The organism is Humidesulfovibrio sp., assembly GCF_031082295.1.
Classification (GTDB): domain Bacteria; phylum Desulfobacterota; class Desulfovibrionia; order Desulfovibrionales; family Desulfovibrionaceae; genus Humidesulfovibrio.
Map to the genome: position 1 here is coordinate 172,586 of NZ_JAVHLD010000002.1, position 19,704 is coordinate 192,289.

Annotated in this window: 20 protein-coding genes; 11 read left to right on the forward strand and 9 right to left on the reverse strand. The window is 65.3% G+C overall.

The window, feature by feature from the left end:
- Nucleotides 1-37: 37 nt before the first annotated feature.
- The 4 genes from RDU24_RS02145 to RDU24_RS02160 are packed head-to-tail and all read left to right on the forward strand — an operon-like array spanning nt 38 to nt 4,285.
- The gene (locus RDU24_RS02145) at nt 38-2,068 is read left to right on the forward strand and encodes an ABC transporter substrate-binding protein (RefSeq protein ID WP_308734077.1); all 2,031 of its coding nucleotides are present in this window, start codon (nt 38-40) and stop codon (nt 2,066-2,068) included.
- Between the two features lie 13 nt (nt 2,069-2,081).
- The gene (gatC, locus tag RDU24_RS02150) at nt 2,082-2,366 is read left to right on the forward strand and encodes an Asp-tRNA(Asn)/Glu-tRNA(Gln) amidotransferase subunit GatC (protein WP_308734078.1); all 285 of its coding nucleotides are present in this window, start codon (nt 2,082-2,084) and stop codon (nt 2,364-2,366) included.
- A gap of 56 nt (nt 2,367-2,422) precedes the next feature.
- Nucleotides 2,423-3,886 carry an Asp-tRNA(Asn)/Glu-tRNA(Gln) amidotransferase subunit GatA gene (gene gatA, locus RDU24_RS02155; protein ID WP_308734079.1) on the forward strand — a complete coding sequence of 488 codons (1,464 nt, stop codon included), beginning with the start codon at nt 2,423-2,425 and terminating at the stop codon, nt 3,884-3,886.
- 9 nt (nt 3,887-3,895) lie between these two features.
- Nucleotides 3,896-4,285, forward strand: coding sequence for a tautomerase family protein (locus tag RDU24_RS02160; protein ID WP_308734080.1), 390 nt, complete (start codon nt 3,896-3,898; stop codon nt 4,283-4,285).
- Nucleotides 4,286-4,366: 81 nt separating this feature from the next.
- Here the strand turns inward: RDU24_RS02160 and RDU24_RS02165 are convergent, their stop codons facing one another.
- The 8 genes from RDU24_RS02165 to RDU24_RS02200 form a co-directional block, all read right to left on the reverse strand.
- Nucleotides 4,367-4,774 carry a Fur family transcriptional regulator gene (locus tag RDU24_RS02165; protein ID WP_308734081.1) on the reverse strand — a complete coding sequence of 136 codons (408 nt, stop codon included), beginning with the start codon at nt 4,772-4,774 and terminating at the stop codon, nt 4,367-4,369.
- Between the two features lie 8 nt (nt 4,775-4,782).
- The gene (locus RDU24_RS02170; protein WP_308734082.1) at nt 4,783-5,667 is read right to left on the reverse strand and encodes a metal ABC transporter solute-binding protein, Zn/Mn family; all 885 of its coding nucleotides are present in this window, start codon (nt 5,665-5,667) and stop codon (nt 4,783-4,785) included.
- A gap of 125 nt (nt 5,668-5,792) precedes the next feature.
- On the reverse strand, nt 5,793-6,863 hold the full coding sequence (gene leuB, locus RDU24_RS02175; RefSeq protein WP_308734083.1) for a 3-isopropylmalate dehydrogenase: 1,071 nt from the start codon (nt 6,861-6,863) through the stop codon (nt 5,793-5,795).
- 10 nt (nt 6,864-6,873) lie between these two features.
- Nucleotides 6,874-7,374: a 3-isopropylmalate dehydratase small subunit gene (locus RDU24_RS02180; RefSeq protein ID WP_308734084.1), complete on the reverse strand. Its 501-nt coding sequence runs from the start codon at nt 7,372-7,374 to the stop codon at nt 6,874-6,876.
- Nucleotides 7,375-7,461: 87 nt separating this feature from the next.
- Complete coding sequence (leuC, locus tag RDU24_RS02185) at nt 7,462-8,721, reverse strand: 3-isopropylmalate dehydratase large subunit (RefSeq protein ID WP_308734085.1); 1,260 nt, start codon at nt 8,719-8,721, stop codon at nt 7,462-7,464.
- Nucleotides 8,706-10,259, reverse strand: coding sequence for a 2-isopropylmalate synthase (locus RDU24_RS02190; RefSeq protein ID WP_308734086.1), 1,554 nt, complete (start codon nt 10,257-10,259; stop codon nt 8,706-8,708). Before RDU24_RS02190 ends, leuC begins: the two co-directional genes overlap by 16 nt.
- Nucleotides 10,260-10,618: 359 nt before the next feature.
- Complete coding sequence (gene pssA, locus RDU24_RS02195; RefSeq protein ID WP_308734087.1) at nt 10,619-11,386, reverse strand: CDP-diacylglycerol--serine O-phosphatidyltransferase; 768 nt, start codon at nt 11,384-11,386, stop codon at nt 10,619-10,621.
- Between the two features lie 27 nt (nt 11,387-11,413).
- Complete coding sequence (locus RDU24_RS02200) at nt 11,414-12,052, reverse strand: phosphatidylserine decarboxylase family protein (protein WP_308734088.1); 639 nt, start codon at nt 12,050-12,052, stop codon at nt 11,414-11,416.
- 142 nt (nt 12,053-12,194) lie between these two features.
- Between RDU24_RS02200 and RDU24_RS02205 the strand changes: the two genes are divergently transcribed.
- A complete protein-coding gene (locus tag RDU24_RS02205; RefSeq protein WP_308734089.1) occupies nt 12,195-13,211 on the forward strand; it encodes a metal-dependent hydrolase in 1,017 nt (338 codons plus the stop codon).
- Here the strand turns inward: RDU24_RS02205 and RDU24_RS02210 are convergent.
- Nucleotides 13,208-14,545 (reverse strand): UDP-glucose dehydrogenase family protein, encoded by a 1,338-nt coding sequence (locus RDU24_RS02210; RefSeq protein ID WP_308734090.1) that lies wholly within the window; start codon nt 14,543-14,545, stop codon nt 13,208-13,210. The two genes, RDU24_RS02205 and RDU24_RS02210, sit on opposite strands and share 4 nt — an antisense overlap.
- A gap of 168 nt (nt 14,546-14,713) precedes the next feature.
- Here RDU24_RS02210 and RDU24_RS02215 point away from each other — a divergent pair, with 168 nt between their 5' ends.
- The 6 genes from RDU24_RS02215 to RDU24_RS02240 are packed head-to-tail and all read left to right on the forward strand — an operon-like array spanning nt 14,714 to nt 19,702.
- On the forward strand, nt 14,714-15,439 hold the full coding sequence (locus tag RDU24_RS02215) for a pyridoxine 5'-phosphate synthase (protein WP_308734091.1): 726 nt from the start codon (nt 14,714-14,716) through the stop codon (nt 15,437-15,439).
- A gap of 20 nt (nt 15,440-15,459) precedes the next feature.
- Nucleotides 15,460-15,837: a holo-[acyl-carrier-protein] synthase gene (locus tag RDU24_RS02220; RefSeq protein WP_308734092.1), complete on the forward strand. Its 378-nt coding sequence runs from the start codon at nt 15,460-15,462 to the stop codon at nt 15,835-15,837.
- Between the two features lie 51 nt (nt 15,838-15,888).
- A complete protein-coding gene (locus RDU24_RS02225) occupies nt 15,889-17,511 on the forward strand; it encodes an NAD(P)H-hydrate dehydratase (protein ID WP_308734093.1) in 1,623 nt (540 codons plus the stop codon).
- Nucleotides 17,505-17,963: a CBS domain-containing protein gene (locus tag RDU24_RS02230; protein WP_308734094.1), complete on the forward strand. Its 459-nt coding sequence runs from the start codon at nt 17,505-17,507 to the stop codon at nt 17,961-17,963. The genes RDU24_RS02225 and RDU24_RS02230 overlap by 7 nt, the downstream gene beginning before the upstream one ends.
- Before the next feature lie 18 nt (nt 17,964-17,981).
- Nucleotides 17,982-18,479, forward strand: coding sequence for a tRNA (adenosine(37)-N6)-threonylcarbamoyltransferase complex ATPase subunit type 1 TsaE (gene tsaE, locus RDU24_RS02235; RefSeq protein ID WP_308734095.1), 498 nt, complete (start codon nt 17,982-17,984; stop codon nt 18,477-18,479).
- Entirely contained in the window at nt 18,476-19,702 is a 1,227-nt protein-coding gene (locus RDU24_RS02240) for an aspartate kinase (protein ID WP_308734096.1), read from the forward strand. The genes tsaE and RDU24_RS02240 overlap by 4 nt, the downstream gene beginning before the upstream one ends.
- The last annotated feature ends 2 nt before the right edge of the window (nt 19,703-19,704 follow it).

Here is a 19,704-nt window from a genome sequence, read left to right on the forward strand (position 1 = left end):
GGGTTTTTTTTGCCGATCAGGCCAGGGAGACAGGCACATGAAGCACACTTCGCGCCAGTACGGCGCTCGCCCCAATTCGCCAAAAGTCCTGGCCGCGCTGGTTCTCCTCCTGTCGCTCATATCCTTCGGCTGCGTGGAGCTGAACCTGCCCCAGGCGAGCCAGGCACCGCTTGAGGCGCCGCTTGAACAGTCCACGGAAGATCTGGCCAAGGAGGCCGACGGCTTCTTTACAAGCGGCAACTTCCCGCAGAGCGAACTGCTCTACACCCGCCTGCTTGAGCGCGAGATGAGCACCGACGAGCGCCTTCAGGCCCTGAACCGCCTGGCTGTCAGCGCGTTCAATTCCCGTCATTACTATCAGGCCAAGTCCGCCCTGGACCGGCTGGTGGTGGCGGACGGCACCGTGCTGACCACCTGGCGCTGGCATGAGCTGTACATCAAGACACTGGGGGCGCTGAACCGCCCTGATCTGCTTGAAAACCACAGGGTCTGGCTGGCCTCGCACGTTGAGCTGCCCTTCGAGGTTCGCTCGCGCGCGGCCATGGCCTTTGCCGGTGTCTACACCCAAAGCGGCAGCATGGCCCGTGCAATCGAGATACTCGCCCAAGCTCACGGCAAGGCGCCGGACCGCAAGGCAAAAGCCGCCATGGAGGCCGAATACGCCGAACTGCTGCGCGACATGCCCTCAGAGCAGCTGCAGGGGCTTGCGAGCCTTGTCGGCACCGCGGGCTCCGCCACCTTCCCGCATGCCCTCATCCAGCGCGAAGTCCAGCGCCGGGCCTTGTCTCCGCGAGCCGACGCCGGCAGCCCCCTGCTGGCGCAGTCCAGCCGCAACACCGTGGCGGACATCGGCAGCCCGCTTGCGGCAGGTCCTGGCGCTGTCCATGTGGCGCTTGTGCTGCCGCTCACCGGCCGCTACGCCCCCACGGCAGTCAAGGTGCTGCGCGGGGCGGAGATCGCCCAGGCGCGCCTTGCGGCCAGCGGCAGGCAGGTGGAGATCAAGGCCATCAACGTCGACGCCCCTGACTGGCGCGAACAGCTCAAGGCCTTGCCCCAAAGCTATTCCGTGGTGGGCGGGCCGATGCTTGTTGACAGCTTCCGCGACATGCTCAAGGGCGGAGTGCTCTCCTCACGCGCCGTTTTCGCCTTCCTGCCAGACCTGGGCGAAGCTCAGGAAGGCGCTCAGGCCTGGCGCTTCTTCACCAGCCCAAGCGACCAGATGCGCGCCCTTGTCGACCTCAGCGCCGACCAGCTTGGTATCCGCTCCGTGGCCGTACTTGCCCCGAAAAGCCGCTATGGCCAGCGCATGTCCGAGGTTTTCCAGGCTGAGGCCAAGGCCAAGGGCTTGCGTCTGGCCTCCAGCGAATTCTACCCGCCGGGCGATCACCCTCGCTGGCTGCACAGCGTCAGCCGCCTGCTCAAAGTCCCGGATGCCTTCCGCCGCAACAAGAACATGCCGCTTCCCATGCCTGACTTCGGAGCCGTTTTCGTGCCAGAGGACTGGACCCAGTCCGAGCTCCTGGTGTCGAATTTCCACTTTTTCGAAGGCCAGCATCTTGTCTTCCTCGGCACGGAGCTGTGGAGCGTGGCCTTGGACAACTCCAAGGACATCGACGACACCTATTTCCAGTTGGCGGCCTGCCCAGGCGCGTGGTGGCCAGATGCCCCCGCGGCCAAGGCCCTCCAGGCCCTTGTCGCTGAAAAACAGCAGGACGCGGCGGACTTCTGGCTGGCGCTGGGGCATGACTTCATCAACTTCGCCACGCTGCTGAACCTGCCCGCCGACTGGACCCCCGCCCAGGTGAACACGCGCCTGCAGGCGGCCCGTGGCCTGGAGTTCAGCATGGCCCCCATCGCCTGGGACGCCGAGGGCCGCGCACACCAGAACCTCTACCTGTTCAGCCCGCGCAAGGAGGGCAAGGTTCTGGTCGATCCCGCGGAATTGCGCGCAGCCACGGACAAGGCCAAATCCCGGCGCGAAAAAAGGTTGTCCTATTCGCGCCAGTTGCAGAAAGACAAGAAGCTCTCCGGCGCATCCGGGAGCCTGACCAAAGAGCCCACGGAGTAAGGAGCATCCCGACATGAAGATCAGCGCTGAAGAAGTGGCAAAGGTCGCCAAGCTTTCACGCCTGGACCTTTCCCCCGAGAAGATCGAACAGTACACCGGCCAGCTGGACGGCATCCTGGCGTATATGGACAAGCTCTCCGAGGTGGACACCAGCAAGGTCGAGCCCATGTACTCGCCCGTTGACCACGTGAGCGTCCTGCGCGACGACGTGGTGCGCAAGGACTACGCCCGAGAGGATATCCTCAAGAACGCGCCCGAGTCCGACGGCAGCTTCTTCATCGTGCCGCGCATCGTGTAGCCACCCTGACGCGGCACACTCATCACAACCACTTTCCCAGACACGGAAACATCATCATGTCCGACCTGACTCAACTGACCTTGTCCGAGGTCCGCGCCAAGCTCGCGGACAAGACCCTCTCCGCCGTCGAAGTAACCGAGGCCGCGCTCTCCCGCATTCAGGCCACGGAGCCCAAGGTTCAGGCCCTGCTCTCTGTCCAGGCCGAAGAGGCCAGAGCCTTGGCCAAGGAGCTTGACGCCCAAGGCCCTGACGCGTCCAAGCCGCTCTGGGGCGTGCCCCTGGCCGTGAAGGACGTGCTCGCCACCAAGGACGTGCCCACCACCTGCGGCTCCAAGATCCTGGAAAATTTCCGGCCGGTGTACGACGCCACGGCTGTGGCGCGCCTGAAGGACGCCGGCGCCATCCTGCTGGGCAAGGCCAACATGGACGAATTCGCCATGGGCTCCACCACCGAGAACTCGGCCTACTTCGCCACCAAAAACCCCTGGGACGTCTCGCGCGTGCCTGGCGGCTCCAGCGGCGGCTCCGGCGCCACGGTGGCCGCCTGCCAGTGCTACGGCGCGCTGGGCACGGACACCGGCGGCTCCATCCGCCTGCCGGCCAGCTTCTGCGGCATCGTGGGGCTCAAGCCCACCTATGGCCGCGTCTCGCGCTTCGGCATGGTGGCCTACGGCTCGTCTCTGGACCAGATCGGCCCCATGACCCGCAACGTGGAAGACGCCGCGCGCCTGTTGCAGGTCATCGCCGGGCACGACGAGCGCGACTCCACCTCGGTGAACGCGCCCGTGCCCGACTACGTCGCCGCCCTGGGCGAGGCAACCGACCTCAAGGGCCTGACCATCGGCCTGCCCGCGGAGTACTGGGACAAGGGCCTCTCGCCCGAGGTGTCCGAGGCCTGCGGCGCGGCCATCAAGCAGGCCGAAGCCCTTGGCGCCAAGACCGTGCCGGTGAACCTGCGCATGTCCGAATACGCCATCGCGACCTACTACATCATCGCCGTGGCCGAGGCCTCCTCCAACCTGGCGCGCTTCGACGGCGTGCGCTACGGCCACCGCGACCGCGACGCCCAGAGCCTCATCGAGATGTACGTGAAGAGCCGCACGCAGGGCTTTGGCGAAGAGGTGCAACGGCGCATCATCCTGGGCACCTACGTGCTCTCGTCCGGCTACTACGACGCTTACTACCGCAAGGCCGCGCAGGTGCGCCGCCTCATCCGCCAGGACTTCGAGGCCGCCCTCGCCCAGTGCGATGTCATCATGGGGCCGGTGTGCCCCACCACGGCCTTCAAGGTCGGCGAGATGACCGCGGATCCGCTGCAGATGTACCTCATGGACATCTTCACCATCAGCACCAACCTTGCCGGTCTGCCGGGCATGAGCTTGCCCGTTGGCCTGGGCCGCGAGTCTGGAATGCCTGTGGGTCTGCAGCTCACCGGCCGGGCCTTTGACGAGGCCCGCCTGCTCCAGGTGGCCGGGGTGCTGGAAAAGGCAGTGCCCGCCACGGGCCTTGCCAAGCTGTAAGGTGCCGCCATGCCCGTGACTCTCGTCAGCGTGGTGAAGGGCCGCAACAGCACCGAGAAGATCGCCCTGCTTGAGGCCGTGCAAGGCGCCATCAGCGCCACGCTGCAACTGCCGCCCCTGGACCGCTACATCCGGCTGGCCGAGCACGGCCGCGACGAGTGGCTGCTGCCCGAGGGCAAGAGCGACGCCTTCACGCTAGTTGAGATCGCGCTGTTCGAGGGCCGCACGCCCGAAACCAAGGGAGCGTTGTACCTGGCCATTGTGGACGCGCTGGAGCCTCTTGGCGTGCCGCGCGCCGACGTGTTCATCCGCCTCATCGAGCAGCCCCGCGAGAACTTCGGCATCCGAGGCGGTCAGCGCGCCGACCTGCTGGACCTGGGGTATCAGGTCAAGGTATAGGACGACGCCACAGATGAGTCACAAAGGCCCGGCCTGGAGGAATCTCCGAGCCGGGCCTATTCATTTGGCGCTGGTGATGGTTCAGTCGTGCTGGCAGGCCTCGCAGACGCCGCCGAGCGTGATCTCGGCCATGTCCACCTGCATGGGCAGGCCGGAGAGGATGCGCGAAAGGCCCGGCTCCAGCAGCCTGGGGTTCAGGCACTGGGTTGCCCCGCAGCGCGTGCAGTGGAAATGCGAATGCCCGTGCGCGCCCTGGCCCAGGCAGTAGCGGAAGGCGCGTCCGTCTGCGTTGTGCCGCGCCGCGACCCCGCGTTCCACCAGCAGGTCGAGGATTCGGTACAAGGTCACGCGGTTCATGCGCCCGGCAAGTCGGACCAACAGTTCCTGAGGCGTCTGCGGGTGCAGCGCGCCGGATAGCGCCTGCACGACCAGCACCCGGTTCTCTGTGGCCGCGACAGCGCACTGCTCCAATCGAAGTGCCGCGTCCATGCTCCCTCCTAGCGCAGCGCCGAACGGAACGCCGCGGCGACGGTTTGCAGGTTGGCGGACCAGTCCGCAGCCAGCGGGTCGGCCACCAGCACCCGCGCGCCCAGTGCCTGGGCGATGCTCTCCGCAGTTCGCCTGGACATCTGCGGCTGCACGAAGATCACCTTGACGCCCCTGGTCCTGGCCTGGGCCACGATGCCCGCCAATCGCCTGGGCGAAGGCTCCTTGCCCTCATTCTCGATGGCCATCTGAGTCAGGCCGTAATCCCGCGCAAGATACCCCCACGCAGGATGGAACACGAGGAAGCTGCGCCTTTCCGCCGGAATCCCGGCGAACGTCGACCGCAACAAGGCGTCCAGGCTGTCGATCTCCTTCAGAAAAGCGGCCAGGTTTGCGGCATAGGCCTTGGCGTGAGGAGGGTCGGCCTTGGCGAACGCCTCGCTTATGCGCGTGGCCATGTGCCGTGCGTTGGCGGGCGAAACCCAGACATGCGGGTCCATTTCACCCTCGTGCCCGTGACCGCCTCGCGGCTGCTCATGGGCCTCCGGCATGGGCAACCGCGCCAGCCCCTGGTCCGTGCGCACCACGGCGAGTCTTGGGTTGGCGGCCTTGAGGCGCGGCTCCCAGGCGGTCTCGAACTCCAGTCCGGCGGACAGGTACAGGACTGATGCCGACAGCGCGCGCATCTGCGAGGGCTTGGGCTCGTAAGTGTGGGCATCGGCACCGGCCGGAACCAGCACAATGGTCTGGATATGTCCGCCGCCAATACGTTTGGCGAAATACTCCACCGGGGCAACGCCGACGGCCACGGTCAAGGGCTTCGAGACCTGGGCCGCCTGGACTCCGACGCACAGGCCAACCAGCAGAATCGTCAACAGAACAACAATCCGGCGCATGTATCCTCCCACAAGACGACGCAACTCTGTTGCACACCAAATGCAACACGGTTGCATCGCCGTCAAGCAAAAAGGGGAGCCGATTGCCCGGCCCCCCCCTTTGATCGCTCGAAGTGGAGTGTCTGCTACAGGTTCGCCAGCACGGCGTCGGCCATCTCCACGCAGCCCACCAGCTTGCAGCCGTCCTCACGGATGTCGCCGGTGCGGTAGCCCTGCGAAAGGGTCTTCTGCACCGCGCCCTCGATGGCGACGGCCAGCGGGGTCATGGTATCGTCGGTGAAGCGCAGCAGCATGGCCACGGAGAGAATGGTGGCCAGCGGGTTGGCCTTGTTCTGGCCAGCGATGTCCGGGGCCGAGCCGTGGATGGGCTCGAACAGGCCGGGGTTGCCCTCGCCGAGGCTCGCCGAAGGCAGCATGCCGATGGACCCGGTGATGACCGAGGCCTCGTCGGAGAGGATGTCGCCGAAGAGGTTCTCGGTGACGATGACGTCGAACTGGGACGGGTCGCGCACGAGCTGCATGGCCGCGTTGTCCACGTACATGTGCGACAGCTCCACGTCCGGGTAGTCCTTGGACACCTCGATGACGACCTCGCGCCACAGGCGGGAGACGTCCAGCACGTTGGCCTTGTCCACGGAGCAGAGCTGCTTGCGGCGCTTGCGGGCGGCCTCGAAGCCGACCTTGGCGATGCGGCGGATCTCGTGCTCGGAGTAGATCATGTTGTTGAAGCCAACGCGCTCGCCGTCACGTACCTCGACGCCTTTGGGGGTGCCGAAGTAGGCGCCGCCGGTGAGCTCTCGCACCACCAGCAGGTCGATGCCCTTGGCCACGATGTCGGAGCGCAGGTAGCAGGCGTGCTTGAGCTCCGGAAACAGGCTGGCGGGGCGCAGGTTGGCGAACAACCCCAGCTCCTTGCGGATGCCGAGCAGCCCGCGCTCGGGGCGGATGGACGGGTCGATGGTGTCCCACTTGGGGCCACCCACCGCGCCCAACAGCACGGCGTCGGAGGCCTTGCACAGCTTCACCGTGGCCTCGGGAAGCGGCCCGCCCGTGGCGTCGATGGCGCTGCCGCCGATAAGGGCTTCTTCCGTCTCAAACTTCTTGCCGAACTTGGCCCCGACCTTGTCCAGCACCCGCAGGGCCTGGGCAACGATCTCACGGCCGATGCCGTCTCCGGGCATGACGCAGATTTTCATTGCCAGCCCCCTACCGCTTCTCTGCCAGACGTTTCTTGACGTAGGGCACCAGGCCGCCCGCATCCAGCAGATCCTGCATGGACTGGGGCACCGGGGCGCAGATCACGGTCTCGCCGGTGGTCAGGTTCTTGATCTGACCGGCATCGAGATCCACCTCAAGCGTGTCGCCATCGTTGAGCCTGTCGGCGTCGTCGCCGACCTCAAGGAGCACCAGACCCATGTTGTAGGCGTTGCGATAGAAGATGCGGGCGAAGCTCTTGGCCACAACCACGGGGATTCCCGCGCCGATGATGGCGAGGGGGGCGTGCTCGCGGGACGAGCCGCAGCCGAAGTTTTCGTCGGCCACGATGATGTCGTTTTTCTGGACGCGCTTGACCCAACCGGGCTCAAGGCCTTCCATACAGTTGGCGCCGAGCTCCTGGGTGTCCGTGGTCACCAGGAACCGGGCCGGGATGATGGCGTCGGTGTCGATGTGGGCACCGACCTTGTGCACCTTGCCTGTGACGAGCATATATTTCTCCTTGTACGCCGCCCGGAAGTCCTGGCGGGCGGGGATTTCTTCTCGTTGTTCCGCCTGTCGGCCTACAGCTTGGCCGGCCTACAGCTTGGCCGGATTAATGATCTCTCCGGCGATGGCGCTGGCGGCGGCGACGGCCGGGCTGGACAGGTAGACTTCGCTCTGCAGGCTTCCCATGCGGCCGCGGAAGTTGCGGTTGGTGGTGGCGATGCAGCGCTCGCCCCCGGCCAGAATGCCCATGTGGCCACCCAGGCAGGGGCCGCAGGTGGGCGGGCCGACCACGGCCCCGGCGTCCATGAAGATGCTGAACAGGCCCTCGTCCATGGCCTGGCGCCATATCTTCGGGGTGGCGGGCAGGACGATGAGGCGCACGTTCTTGTGCGCCTTGCGGCCCTTCAGGATGGCGGCGGCCTCGCGCAGGTCCTCGATGCGGCCGTTGGTGCAGGAGCCGATGACGGCCTGGTCGACGCGCAGGTTCGTCAGCTCGTCCACGGGGCGGACGTTGTCGGGCAGGTGCGGGCAGGCCACCTGGGGCGACATCCCGGTGACGGACAGGGACAGCTCCTGCTCGTACACCGCGCCGGGATCGGCCTTGAGCGCCTTGTCGCCGGTACGGCCGTGGGCCGCGCAATAGGCCAAGGTCTTGGCATCCGCCGGGAACAGGCCGACCTTTCCGCCGGCCTCGATGGCCATGTTGGCCATGGTCATGCGGCCCTCGATGGAGAGGTTGTCGATGACAGGCCCGCCGAACTCCAGCGCCCGGTACAGCGCGCCGGACACGCCGATGCGGCCGATCAAGTGCAGGATCAGGTCCTTGGCGCCGACGAAAGGCTCGAGCACGCCCTCGTACTCCACGCGGATGGTGGGCGGCACCTTGAACCAGGTCTCGCCCAGGGCCATGGCGCCGGCGATGTCCGTGGAGCCCATGCCCGTGGCGAAGGCGCCCAGGCCGCCGTAAGTGCAGGTGTGGCTGTCCGCGCCGACGACGATGTCGCGCGGGCCGACCAGGCCGAGTTCCGGCAACAGCGCGTGCTCCACGCCGCAGTCGCCGCCCTCGTAGTAATGCGTCACGTTCATTTCACGGGCGAACTCGCGCACCACCTTGACCTGCTCGGCGGAGTCGATGTCCTTGTTGGGCGTGAAGTGGTCGCAGACCAACGCGACTTTATCCTTGTCAAAAACCCTGGTCGCGCCCATGCCCTTGAAGGACTTGATGGCCAACGGCGCGGTGATGTCGTTGGCGAGCACCAGGGACACGCGGCAGGTGACGATCTGCCCGGCGCGGGTGATTTCCTCATCCGTGTGCGCCTGCAGGATTTTTTCAGCTAAATTGTGGGACATTCGCTCTTCTCCTCCCTCATTTTCTCCAACCGATTGAGTGCGTTGATGAAGGCCATGGCGCTGGCGACGAGGATATCCTCGTTGGTGCCGCGGCCGACAGATCTCTTTCCCTCATGTTCGATGCGCACGGTCACAGTGGCCTGGGCGTCCGTGCCGCCGGTGACGGCGTTGATCTGAAAACGGTCCAGAGCGGGCGCGTAGCCCACCATGGACCCGATGCACTTGAACAGCGCGTCCACCGGCCCTTCGCCGAAGGAGGTGTGGCGGCGCACTTCGGCAACCTGCTCGCCGTCCAGCACCTCAAGCACCATGGCCGCGTGGGGCGGAACCCCGCCCGTGCCTGAGAACACGCTCATGTCCTTCAGACGGTACTTGTCGCGGCGGCGGTAGACCATCTCCAGCACAAGCGCTTCAACGTCCTCGTCGAACACGCGTTCCTTCTTGTCCGCAAGTTCCTTCACCGCGGAGAACACCACGGCGAGCTGTGCGTCGTCGAGAACGTAGCCGAGTTCCGTGAGCTTGGACTTGATGGCGTGGCTGCCCGAGTGCTTGCCGATGACCATTTCCGTGCCCTTGCGGCCAACGCTTTCGGGCGTCATTATCTCGTAGGTCAGCGGGTTTTTCAGCATGCCGTCCTGGTGGATGCCGGACTCGTGCGCGAAGGCGTTGGGGCCGACGATGGCCTTGTAAGGCGGGATGGGCTGGCCGATGATCTGCGAGAGGCGGCGGCAGGACGGGTACAGCTGCTGCGTCTTGACGCCGCAATCGAGCTTGTAGAGTTCGTGGCGCGTGTGCAGCGCCATGACGAGCTCCTCAAGGGAGGCGTTGCCCGCGCGCTCGCCGATGCCGCAGAGCGTCACCTCGGCCTGGCGCGCTCCGGCCCGGATGGCCGAGAGGCTGTTGGCCACGGCCAAGCCAAGGTCGTTGTGGCAGTGTACGCTGAAGATGGCATCCTTGCTGTTGGGCACCTTCTTGATGAGGTAGGCGATGAGCTCGCCGTACTCAAAGGGCTGGGCGTAGCCCACAGTGTCGGGAATGTTCACGGTGGTGGCACCGGCGCGGATGACCACTTCGCAGACCTGGGCCAGGAAGTCCCAGTCCGAGCGCGAGGCGTCCTCTGCGGAGAACTCGACGTTGGGGCACAGGCTCGCGGCGTGCCTGACGGCGGCCTCGGCCATTTCCAGCACCTGCTCGCGCGTTTTGCGCAGCTTGTGCGTCATGTGGATTTCGCTGGTGGCGAGGAAGGTGTGGATGCGCGGGTGGGCGGCGTCCTTGATGGCCTCCCAGCCACGGTCGATGTCCTTTGTCAGGGCGCGGCAGAGCGCCGCCACCTGGATATGGCTGACGGAACGGGCAATGGCCTGCACGGCCTCGAAGTCGCCCTGGCTGGCGGCGGGAAAGCCCGCCTCGATGATGTCCACGCCCAGAGCCTCGAGCTGCCGCGCGAGGCTGACCTTCTCTTCCTGGTTCATGGTGGCGCCCGGCGATTGCTCACCGTCACGGAGAGTGGTGTCGAAAATATACACGCGATCTGACATGAATCCTCCTCACGTGGTTAGAAACCGTAACTTTTAAATGAATGACTGGCAACACGCACAGGGAAGCACCCGCGCACGAGTACGTCCCAGAGGGCAGCTCCCAGGGCCAAGGACTTTTATGAGAAGAAAGGGAAAAAAGAAAAAGCCCGACCTACGAGGAGACCCGCTGGGACTCGCGTAGGAATAGGGCGGCGCTGATCAGCGCGGTGCGGATTGCGGTGTTATCGTCTGTCTTCATCATCATATGCTCTTTTGCGATCAGCCGATGGGGCTAGCGCGTCAGAAGACTATGTCATGCTCAAGCACACCTTGTCCAGGGCCAAAACCGGTGGCGAGCGGAAAAAAGCAACGAGCAGGTCTCAGCCTTGCTGGGTCTCCTTGGGCGTCACCAGCTTGGAACTGCGTGGCGAGAGGATGAACAAGGTATAGATGGGGCCAGAGATGAGGTAGCCCAGGAAGAACAGGAATCCGAGCATCTTGGGACGCGAGGCAACCATGACGAAGAGCAGGATGACCGTGACCATGGAGCTGAAGGGGTGGGCCTTGATGAACCCGTACTCCTTGAACGAGGCGTAGCGCATGGTGCTGACCATGAGGAAGGACAGCACGTACACAAGCACCAGGCAGGCCGTGGGCAGCACGTCGACGATCCAGTTCTCTGGCAGATGCGGGGCGAAAAGGATAAGCGTGGCGAGCGTGCTGGCCTGAGCCGGGATGGGCAGCCCAACGAAGAACTTCTTGCTGGTCACGGCGGACTGCACGTTGAAGCGGGCAAGGCGCAGCGCACCGCAGGCGATGAGCAGGAAGGACGCCATGAGCCCCAGAGTGCCGAAGGCATGCAACTGCCAGAGGTACATGGTCAAGGCAGGGGTTGCTCCGAAGGCCACAAGGTCGGCAAGGGAGTCGTACTGCACGCCGAATTCGCTGGTGGTGTTGGTTAGCCTGGCCACCTTGCCGTCCAGGCCGTCGAAGAGGCAGGACCCTAGCATGCACAGCGCCGAGTTCTCGTAAAGCCCCTCGATGGCCCAGATCATCCCCATGAACCCGAGGAAAAGGCTCGCGGTGGTGAAAAGATTCGGGAGGATGTACACGCCCTTGTGGCGCGGCAATGTCCTTTCCTTGACCATATGACTCCCGGGCAGCCCCGACTTGTACTACTTGCGGACGGCGATGGCCGTCTCGCCGGCGCGGACGGTCTCGCCCACGTAGACCTTAACAGCATAGCCATCGGGCAGATAGAGGTCAACTCGCGACCCGAACTTGATCAGGCCGAAGCGCTCGCCCCGGCGCAGGATGTCACCGGCCTCGGACCAGCAGACGATGCGCCGCGCGATCAGGCCTGCGATCTGCACCACGGTGAAGCGCTCAGCGCCGCGCCCCAGGACAAGGATGTTGCGCTCGTTGTCGGTGCTGGCCTTGTCCAGGCTGGCGTTGAAAAACTTGCCGGGGATGTAGCGGATGAGCTCGACGCTGCCCTCGACCGGAGCGCGGTTCACGTGCACGTCAAAAACGTTCATGAACACGCAGACCACCTGGCGAATCTCTCCGCTGATGGGGTCCGGCGCGAAATCGACCTTGCACACACGTCCGTCCGCCGGGGAAACCACGGCGTCCAAATCCTCGGGCGTCACGCGTTCAGGATCACGGAAGAAATGCACCACGAAACCGGTGATCACGAGCAGGATCAGCGCCAGAAGCCACCAGCCCATGGCGGCGAAGACGAGGGTGGCGAAAGCCGAAAGGCCGATGGAAGGCAGCCCCTCCAGGCTCAGTCCGATGGTCGGTTTGCGCATGCTCTTATGATCTCCTTGATGTCTTGAACGTATTCCAGTGCTGCTGGATTACCCGCCATTGCGCGCGAGGTCAACAAACATGCGCATGCCGACTCCCAGACATGCGCTTGGCAACAGCCTCAAGCAGGAGTAGAAGCAGCGCATGGAGCCGATCACCCACCTTGCAGCCGGAGTGCTGACCGCCCAGGCCTTGCGCCCGCGCCTCGGCAATCCGCGCGGGCTGACCGTGCTCTGCGCCGTGGCCGCCACCTGCCCGGACCTGGACATCGCCGTCGGCTGGCTGAACCCTGAATTCCATCTGCTCTACCACCGGGGTTTGACCCACTCGCTGTTCGCGCTGCCGTTCATTGCGATTCTGCTGGCCTGGTCGGTACGCTCCCTCGGTGCGGAGCTGTCTTTAAAGACCGGCTTCCTCGTGGCCAGCCTTGCCCTGGCCAGCCACCTTTTCCTGGACGTGTGCACCGCCTTCGGCACACAGATCTTCGCGCCGGTTTCCGACCTGCGCGTCAGCATTGAAGGCCTCTACGTCATCGACCCGCCGTTTACCGCGACCCTGCTTGCGCTGGCGTTCCTGGCGCGGAAGAAGTCCCTTCTGCCGGGATCACGCAAGGCCCGCCTTGCCTTGGCCGGCGTCGGCTGGATGCTCCTGTACCCTGTCCTTGGCATCGCCTTGAGGACGGACATGCAGGCCCGATATCAGCAGATGCTGACCTCTCGCCACGAAGCCTTCGACCGCGTGACCGTGACTCCGGACGCCCTGGCGCCGTATTATTGGAAGGTGGTAGTGGAGAGAGGGCAGGACATGCTGGTGACCACGGCCAATCCCTTCGACATATCTGCGCCCTACCCCGTGCTTCGCCTGAAGCGCGCCGACAACGCGGAGCTCATGCGGTTGGGGCAAGAGGCCAGCATCTTCGGCACCTTCGCCTGGTTCGCCAAGTTCCCCTTCGCCGAACCCGCGACTGGTCCCGAGGGCACCCGCGCCACGCGCTATGCAGACGCGAGCTTCCTGAACTCCGGTCCGGTGCTGCGCGCCCTGCGTGGCGACGCGCCGGTATTCGCGGAGTTCACGGCGATCCTCGACAGCACGGGGCGCCTCATGGCCTGGCGCGATGATCGGGGCCGGACGCACCCCGTACCCTCTGGCGGCGGGTATTAGCGACCGATGCCGTAGTGCTTGAGGCCGAAACGGGCCAGAAGCGAGCGCGAGTACAGGTTGCGCCCGTCAAAGATCACCGGTTCGGCCAGCTGCCGGGCGATGCCGGAGAAGTCCGGGTTGCGGAACTGGTTCCAGTCCGTGACCACGGCCAGGGCGTCGGCGCCCTTGAGGGCGTCGTACTGGCTGCCCACCAACTCCACCAGGGCGTTGTCGGCAAGCTCGGCCTGGGCGCGCTTCGTCGCCACGGGGTCAAAGGCCTGGACGCGCATGCCCTGTCCGGTCAGCTCGCGGATGATGTCAAAAGCCGGGGCTTCTCGAATATCGTCAGTGTTGGCCTTGAACGCCAGGCCCCACAGGGCCAGGGTGCGCCCGGCCACGCCGCCCAGTGGCGCGAAGTGGTCCAGAACCTTCCGCGCCAGCACGCCCTTTTGCCGGGTGTTGACCTCGTCCACGGACTTGATGAGCTCGGCCTCGTAGCCCGACTCGCGCGCGGTTGCCAGGAAGGCCTTCACGTCCTTGGGGAAGCAGGAGCCGCCGTAGCCCACGCCGGGATAGATAAAATCGTAGCCGATGCGATGGTCGGAGCCGATGCCCAGGCGCACCTCGGAAACATCCGCGCCCACTCGCTCGCAGATGTTTGCCACCTCGTTGATGAAGCTGATCTTGGTGGCGAGCATGCAATTGGCCGCGTACTTGGTCATCTCCGCGCTGCGCACGCCCATGATGATGAGCTTCTCGCGGCTGCGGGCGAAGGGCGAGTACAAGGCTTTGAGCATTTCCGCGCTCTTGGGGTTCTCGGTGCCAACGATGACGCGGTCGGGCTTCATGAAGTCCTTCACCGCGTCGCCCTCTTTCAAGAACTCCGGGTTGGAGACGACGTCGACATCGATGTCCACGCCACGCGCGGCCAGCTCTCGGGTCAGAATGACGCGGACGCGGTCGGCGGTGCCCACCGGAACGGTGGATTTGTTGATGACGATGAGCGGAGAGGTCACGGTGCGGCCGATCTCCTCGGCCACGGCGTCCACAAAACAGAGGTCGCAGACCCCGTCGTCGCCGGAGGGCGTGCCCACGCAAATAAAGGCGAACTCGGCCCCGTCGCCGTCAAAGGACAGGCCCTCGGCCAGGCTGGTGGTGAAGGTCAGGCGGCCTTCGGCGCAGTTGCGACGCACCAGCTCCTCGAGCCCGGGCTCGAAGATGTGGATGCTCCCGGCACGAAGGGTCTCCACGACCTTGGGGCTCTTGTCCACGCAACGCACGTGGTTGCCCATTTCAGAGAGGCAGGCCGCGGTGACCAGGCCAACGTAACCGGTGCCGACGATGCAAACATTCATATATTCTCCTCGCGAGGCGCGAAACTGTTCATGTTAACCGCCTTGGGGTACATTTCCCACTGGCTGATGTCAACGCGAGAACGGCTCCTCGGCGACTGCCCCGGCGGTTGCCTTTGCCACCCGGAAAGCGTAATATTGACTGTGCTCAAGCAATCTTTGGAGGTACAAATGCCCGTTCTCTGCGTCAACGTCGACCACATCGCCACCCTGCGCCAGGCCCGCCTGGGCCGCGAGCCGGACCCCGTTCTCGGCGCCCATGAGGCCGAACTGGGCGGCGCCACAGGCATCATCGTGCACCTGCGCGAGGACCGCAGGCACATCCAGGATCGCGATGTGGAGATCCTGCGCCGCACTGTCAACACCAAACTGAACCTGGAAATGGCGGCCACGGCCGAGATGCAGGACATCGCCCTGCGCATTCGCCCGGACACGGTGTGCCTGGTGCCGGAGAAACGCCAGGAGCTGACCACCGAGGGCGGGCTCAACTGCGTTGGCCGCGAGGGCGAGCTCTCGGCCTACCTGGCCCCTCTGCTGGCCCAGGACATCGAGGCCAGCCTGTTCATCGACGCCGACCCGGCACAGATCTCCGCCGCCAGCAAGACCGGCGCGCAGTTCATCGAGATCCACACCGGCCACTACGCCGACGCCGTCACCCCCACCGCCCGCAAGGCCGAGCTGGACAAGATCCTCGCGGGCATCGGCCACGCGCAGGAGCTGGGCCTCAAGGTCAATCTCGGCCACGGGCTGAACTACGTCAACGTGCTGCCCTTCGCCCGCGTGCCAGGCATCGTGGAGTACTCCATCGGACACAGCATCGTTTCCCGCGCTGCTTACGTGGGCCTGCGCCAGGCCACCCGCGAGATGGTCGACATCCTGCGCGGCTTCGTGGACTAGGCCGGGACGGGAGTGCGCTCATGATCCTGGGCATCGGGCTGGATGTTGCGGAAATCTCCCGCATCCGAGACTCGCTCACGCGCTTCGGCGAGGGCTTCACCCGCCGCGTGCTCACCGAGGCCGAGACGGCAGCCATGCCCAAGATCGACCCCGCCCCTTACGTGGCCGCGCGTTTTGCCGCCAAGGAAGCTGCCGCCAAGGCCCTCGGCACCGGCTTTGCCAGCGGCGTGACGCAAGCGAGCATCGAGGTCCGCAACCTGCCCTCCGGCGCGCCGGAGTTGATATTGCATGGCAAAGCCCTTGAAATTGCGGACGCAATGGGCGTAAAGAGAATGCATATCTCCTTGACCCACGGCCGCGACATCGCCGCCGCAACAGTGATCCTGGAGGGCGCCTAGGCCCCTGGCAAGCCCGTCCGGATTTCGTCGCAAGCACCTAGGAGGACAGCAATGCCCAGCCCCGCTTCTTCCACCCCCAAGCCTTCACAGGAGTTGGATCTGTTCGATCCGCTTCCCACACCGACGGAGATGGCGGCGTGGGACCGCTCCGCCATCGAGGACTTCGGGCTCAAGGCCGAAATGCTCATGGAGAACGCCGGGGGCGCCGCCCTTGATGTCCTGCGCGAGGCCTTCGGGCCGCTCTCCGGCACGAAGGTGCTGCTTGTGGCTGGCGGCGGCAACAACGGGGGCGATGCCTTCGTCCTTGCGCGCAGGCTTCTGGACGAGGGCGCGGAGCCGCTGGTGCTGCACACCAAGCCGGTGTCCGGCTACCGCGGCGCCGCCCGCTACCATCTGGATTTGGCCCGCCGCGTCGGCGTCCCCTGCCGCCACCTGTCCCCTGGGCGCGCCAAGAACGCGCTGTGCAGCTGCGAGGCTCCGGACATCATGATCGATGGGCTCCTGGGCACCGGCTTCAGCGGCGAGCTTTCGGCCGAGGCCCTGGACCTGGTGCAGGCCATGAATTCCCTGGGCGAGATATGTTTCGTCCTCGCGCTGGACAGCCCCTCCGGCCTGGACGGCTCAACAGGCCAACCCCGGCCCGAGGCGGTCCGCGCCGATGTCACAGTATCGTTCCACGCGCCCAAGCTGGGCTGCGCCCTGCCCCAGGCCGCACCCTTTGTGGGTCGGCTTGAAGCCCGCGCCATCGGCATCCCCCGCGCCGTGATGAACGCCGCGCCGCCGCGCCAGGTGCTGCTCACGGAGCGCCTGTTCAGCCTGCTGCCGGTGCTCGCTGCGGAACTGCACAAGGGTCGGGCCGGTCATGTGCTTGTGCTTGGCGGCAGCGAAGGGCTTTCCGGCGCGGCGCAGCTCTGTGCGCTCGGTGCGTTGCGCGCCGGAGCCGGCCTGGTCACCGTGGGCTGCCCGCGCGGCGTCGTGGCCGAGGTCAAGGCCGGCCTGCCGGACATCATGGCCCTTGGGCTCGGCACTGGCAGCAGTTGGACCCCGGACTGCATGGACTCGCTCATTCCTGCCCTTGGCCGTTACGACGCCGTGGTCATCGGCCCGGGCCTGGGCCGCAACAAGGAGGCCGCCGAGTTCCTCGCCCTGTTCCCCAGAGCCTTTGCCACAGCCTTCGACAAAGGCTGGGCCAGCCCGTGCATCTACGACGCGGACGCGCTCTACCACTTGGCCCAGAGCCCCGGCATCATGCGCGATCTGCCCAAGGACGCAGTGCTGACGCCCCACCCCGGCGAAATGGCCAGGCTGCTGGGCATGGGCATGGGCGAGCTCCAGGCGGACCGCGTCGCCGCCGCGCACCGCTTCCTTGCCACGCACCCGCAGGTGCTGACGCTCAAGGGTGCGGGAACCCTTGTGGGCATGGGCGACCTGCTGCACCTCTCGCCCATCGCCGCGCCGAACCTTGCCGTCGGCGGCTCGGGCGACGTGCTGGCAGGCGTCATCGCGGCGCTGCTGGCACGCGGCATCAAGCCGCTGCATGCGGCCTGCCTCGGCGTCTACTGGCACGGACTCTGCGGCCTGGCCCTGGCAACGGATTTCCCCTTCCGGGGCAACCTCGCAACGGAGATCGCCCACGCACTTCCACACGTCCTCAAGGAGAACACGCCATGCTGAAGGCCATCGACCTCATGACCCCGGACCCCGTCACCCTGTCTCCGGACACGGACATCCGCACCGCCGCGGCCCTGCTGCTGGACAAGAAGATCAACGGCGCGCCCGTTGTCGACGCCAAGGGCAGGCTCGTTGGCGTGCTCTGCCAGAGCGACCTTGTGGCGCAGCAAAAGCAGGTCACCATGCCCTCGGTCTTCGCCATGCTGGACGGCTTCATCGCCCTTTCAAGCCGCGATGACTTTGAGCGCGAGCTGCAGAAGATCGCGGCCACCAACGTCGCCCAGGCCATGACCAAGGACCCGAAGACCGTCAGCCCGCAAACGCCGCTGGAAGAAATCGCCACCCTCATGGTCAACGAGAAGCTCTACACTTTGCCCGTGGTCGACTCCGGCAAGCTTGTCGGCGTTGTGGGCAAGGAGGACATCCTGCGCACCCTGCTCGCAGGGAAGAGCTGACCGGAGAAGGAGCAGCTCATGCTCTTGCATCTGCCTGCACCGGACGACACGCTGGCCCTGGGCGCAGTGCTTGGCCGCGGCCTGGCGGCTGTTTCGCCGCCTGTGGCGCTGCTGCTCCAGGGCCAGCTCGGCTCCGGCAAGACCACCCTGGTGCGAGGACTCGTTTCCGCGCTGCCGGGAGCGGATGAGGCCGAGGTATCAAGCCCGAGCTTCAACCTTGTGAACATCTACCCCACAAGGCCGCAGGTGGCCCACTTCGACCTCTATCGCCTGGACACCGCGCGCGCGCTTGAGGAATTCGAGGAGTTGCTTGGTGTGGTCGGAACCTTGCTTGTTGCCGAATGGATCGATCGGGTGGAGCAAAAACTGTGGCCTGACGAGGCCCTGCACATAGAATGGGTAGCTGTTCCCTCTGGACGAGCGCTCGAAATCAGGGCATGGGGTAAGGCGGCCAGCGGCCTGCTCGAGTCCCTGGCTCCATCGCTCAACCATTGGCAGAAGGGTTTCGCAGTATGAAGAACATCGTGGTCCAGAAATTTGGTGGCACCTCCGTGCGCAATCTGGAGTGCATGAAGCAGGTGCTGAACAACGTTCGGCGTCCCCTGGCGGACGGCAGCAAGGTCATCGTGGTGCTCTCGGCCATGGCCGGGGAGACCAACCGACTGCTTGCGCTGGCAAAGGAGTGGTCGCCCGCTCCGGACCTGGCCGAGCTCGACAGCCTCGTCTCCACCGGCGAACAGATTTCCGTGGCGCTCTTCGCCATGATGGCCAAGGACGAGGGCATCAAATGCCGCTCCGTGCTCGGCTTTCAGGTGCCCATCATCAGCAACGACTCCTACGGCAAGGCCCGCATCGAGAGCATCGACAGCGAGAAGCTGGTGGCCATGCTTGAGGAATACGACGTGCTTGTGGTGGCGGGCTTCCAGGGCGTGGACGCCCACGACCGCATCACCACCCTCGGGCGGGGCGGGTCTGACACCTCCGCCGTGGCCGTGGCCGCGGCCCTCAAGGCCGAAGTGTGCGAAATCTACACCGACGTTCCGGGCGTGTTCACCACCGACCCGAACATGTGCGCCGAGGCTCGCAAGCTCGACCGCATCTCCTACGACGAGATGCTCGAGATGGCCAGCATGGGAGCCAAGGTGCTCCAGATCCGTTCGGTTGAGTTCGCCAAGAAATACAACGTCATCGTGCATGTGCGCTCGACCTTCAGCGACGAGCCCGGCACCTTAGTCACTCAGGAGGATGCAAACATGGAAGCAGTCCAGGTCGCCGGTGTCGCCTACGACAAGGACCAGGCCCAGGTCACCCTCGTCGGCGTGCTCGACGAGCCCGGCGTCTGCGCCTCGATCTTCACGCCCATCGCCGAGAGAAAGATCCTGGTCGACATGATCGTGCAGAACCCAAGCCGCGAAGGCCGCACCGACATCACCTTCACCGTGCCCAGGGCCGACCTGGACGCCACCCTGAAACTGATGGATGGCCTGAAGCCTGAAATCGGCTTCAAGGCGCTGCTGTCCGACAACAGCGTCAGCAAGGTCTCGGTCATCGGCGTGGGCATGCGCAACCATTCCGGCGTGGCGGCCCAGGCCTTCCGCGCCCTGCGCGACGAGAACATCAATATCCTCATGATCAGCACGTCGGAGATCAAGCTCACATGCCTCATCGAGGACAAGTACACGGAACTTGCGGTGCGCACCCTGCACCAGACCTTTCTCGGACAATACCAGGTAGGATGACC

Bases quoted from the DNA above. Each gene is read 5' to 3' on its own strand.
- RDU24_RS02145 (WP_308734077.1), top strand. From the start codon at position 38: ATGAAGCACACTTCGCGCCAGTACGGCGCTCGCCCCAATTCGCCAAAA.
- gatC (WP_308734078.1), top strand. From the start codon at position 2,082: ATGAAGATCAGCGCTGAAGAAGTGGCAAAGGTCGCCAAGCTTTCACGC.
- gatA (WP_308734079.1), top strand. From the start codon at position 2,423: ATGTCCGACCTGACTCAACTGACCTTGTCCGAGGTCCGCGCCAAGCTC.
- RDU24_RS02160 (WP_308734080.1), top strand. From the start codon at position 3,896: ATGCCCGTGACTCTCGTCAGCGTGGTGAAGGGCCGCAACAGCACCGAG.
- RDU24_RS02165 (WP_308734081.1), bottom strand. From the start codon at position 4,774: ATGGACGCGGCACTTCGATTGGAGCAGTGCGCTGTCGCGGCCACAGAG.
- RDU24_RS02170 (WP_308734082.1), bottom strand. From the start codon at position 5,667: ATGCGCCGGATTGTTGTTCTGTTGACGATTCTGCTGGTTGGCCTGTGC.
- leuB (WP_308734083.1), bottom strand. From the start codon at position 6,863: ATGAAAATCTGCGTCATGCCCGGAGACGGCATCGGCCGTGAGATCGTT.
- RDU24_RS02180 (WP_308734084.1), bottom strand. From the start codon at position 7,374: ATGCTCGTCACAGGCAAGGTGCACAAGGTCGGTGCCCACATCGACACC.
- leuC (WP_308734085.1), bottom strand. From the start codon at position 8,721: ATGTCCCACAATTTAGCTGAAAAAATCCTGCAGGCGCACACGGATGAG.
- RDU24_RS02190 (WP_308734086.1), bottom strand. From the start codon at position 10,259: ATGTCAGATCGCGTGTATATTTTCGACACCACTCTCCGTGACGGTGAG.
- pssA (WP_308734087.1), bottom strand. From the start codon at position 11,386: ATGGTCAAGGAAAGGACATTGCCGCGCCACAAGGGCGTGTACATCCTC.
- RDU24_RS02200 (WP_308734088.1), bottom strand. From the start codon at position 12,052: ATGCGCAAACCGACCATCGGACTGAGCCTGGAGGGGCTGCCTTCCATC.
- RDU24_RS02205 (WP_308734089.1), top strand. From the start codon at position 12,195: ATGGAGCCGATCACCCACCTTGCAGCCGGAGTGCTGACCGCCCAGGCC.
- RDU24_RS02210 (WP_308734090.1), bottom strand. From the start codon at position 14,545: ATGAATGTTTGCATCGTCGGCACCGGTTACGTTGGCCTGGTCACCGCG.
- RDU24_RS02215 (WP_308734091.1), top strand. From the start codon at position 14,714: ATGCCCGTTCTCTGCGTCAACGTCGACCACATCGCCACCCTGCGCCAG.
- RDU24_RS02220 (WP_308734092.1), top strand. From the start codon at position 15,460: ATGATCCTGGGCATCGGGCTGGATGTTGCGGAAATCTCCCGCATCCGA.
- RDU24_RS02225 (WP_308734093.1), top strand. From the start codon at position 15,889: ATGCCCAGCCCCGCTTCTTCCACCCCCAAGCCTTCACAGGAGTTGGAT.
- RDU24_RS02230 (WP_308734094.1), top strand. From the start codon at position 17,505: ATGCTGAAGGCCATCGACCTCATGACCCCGGACCCCGTCACCCTGTCT.
- tsaE (WP_308734095.1), top strand. From the start codon at position 17,982: ATGCTCTTGCATCTGCCTGCACCGGACGACACGCTGGCCCTGGGCGCA.
- RDU24_RS02240 (WP_308734096.1), top strand. From the start codon at position 18,476: ATGAAGAACATCGTGGTCCAGAAATTTGGTGGCACCTCCGTGCGCAAT.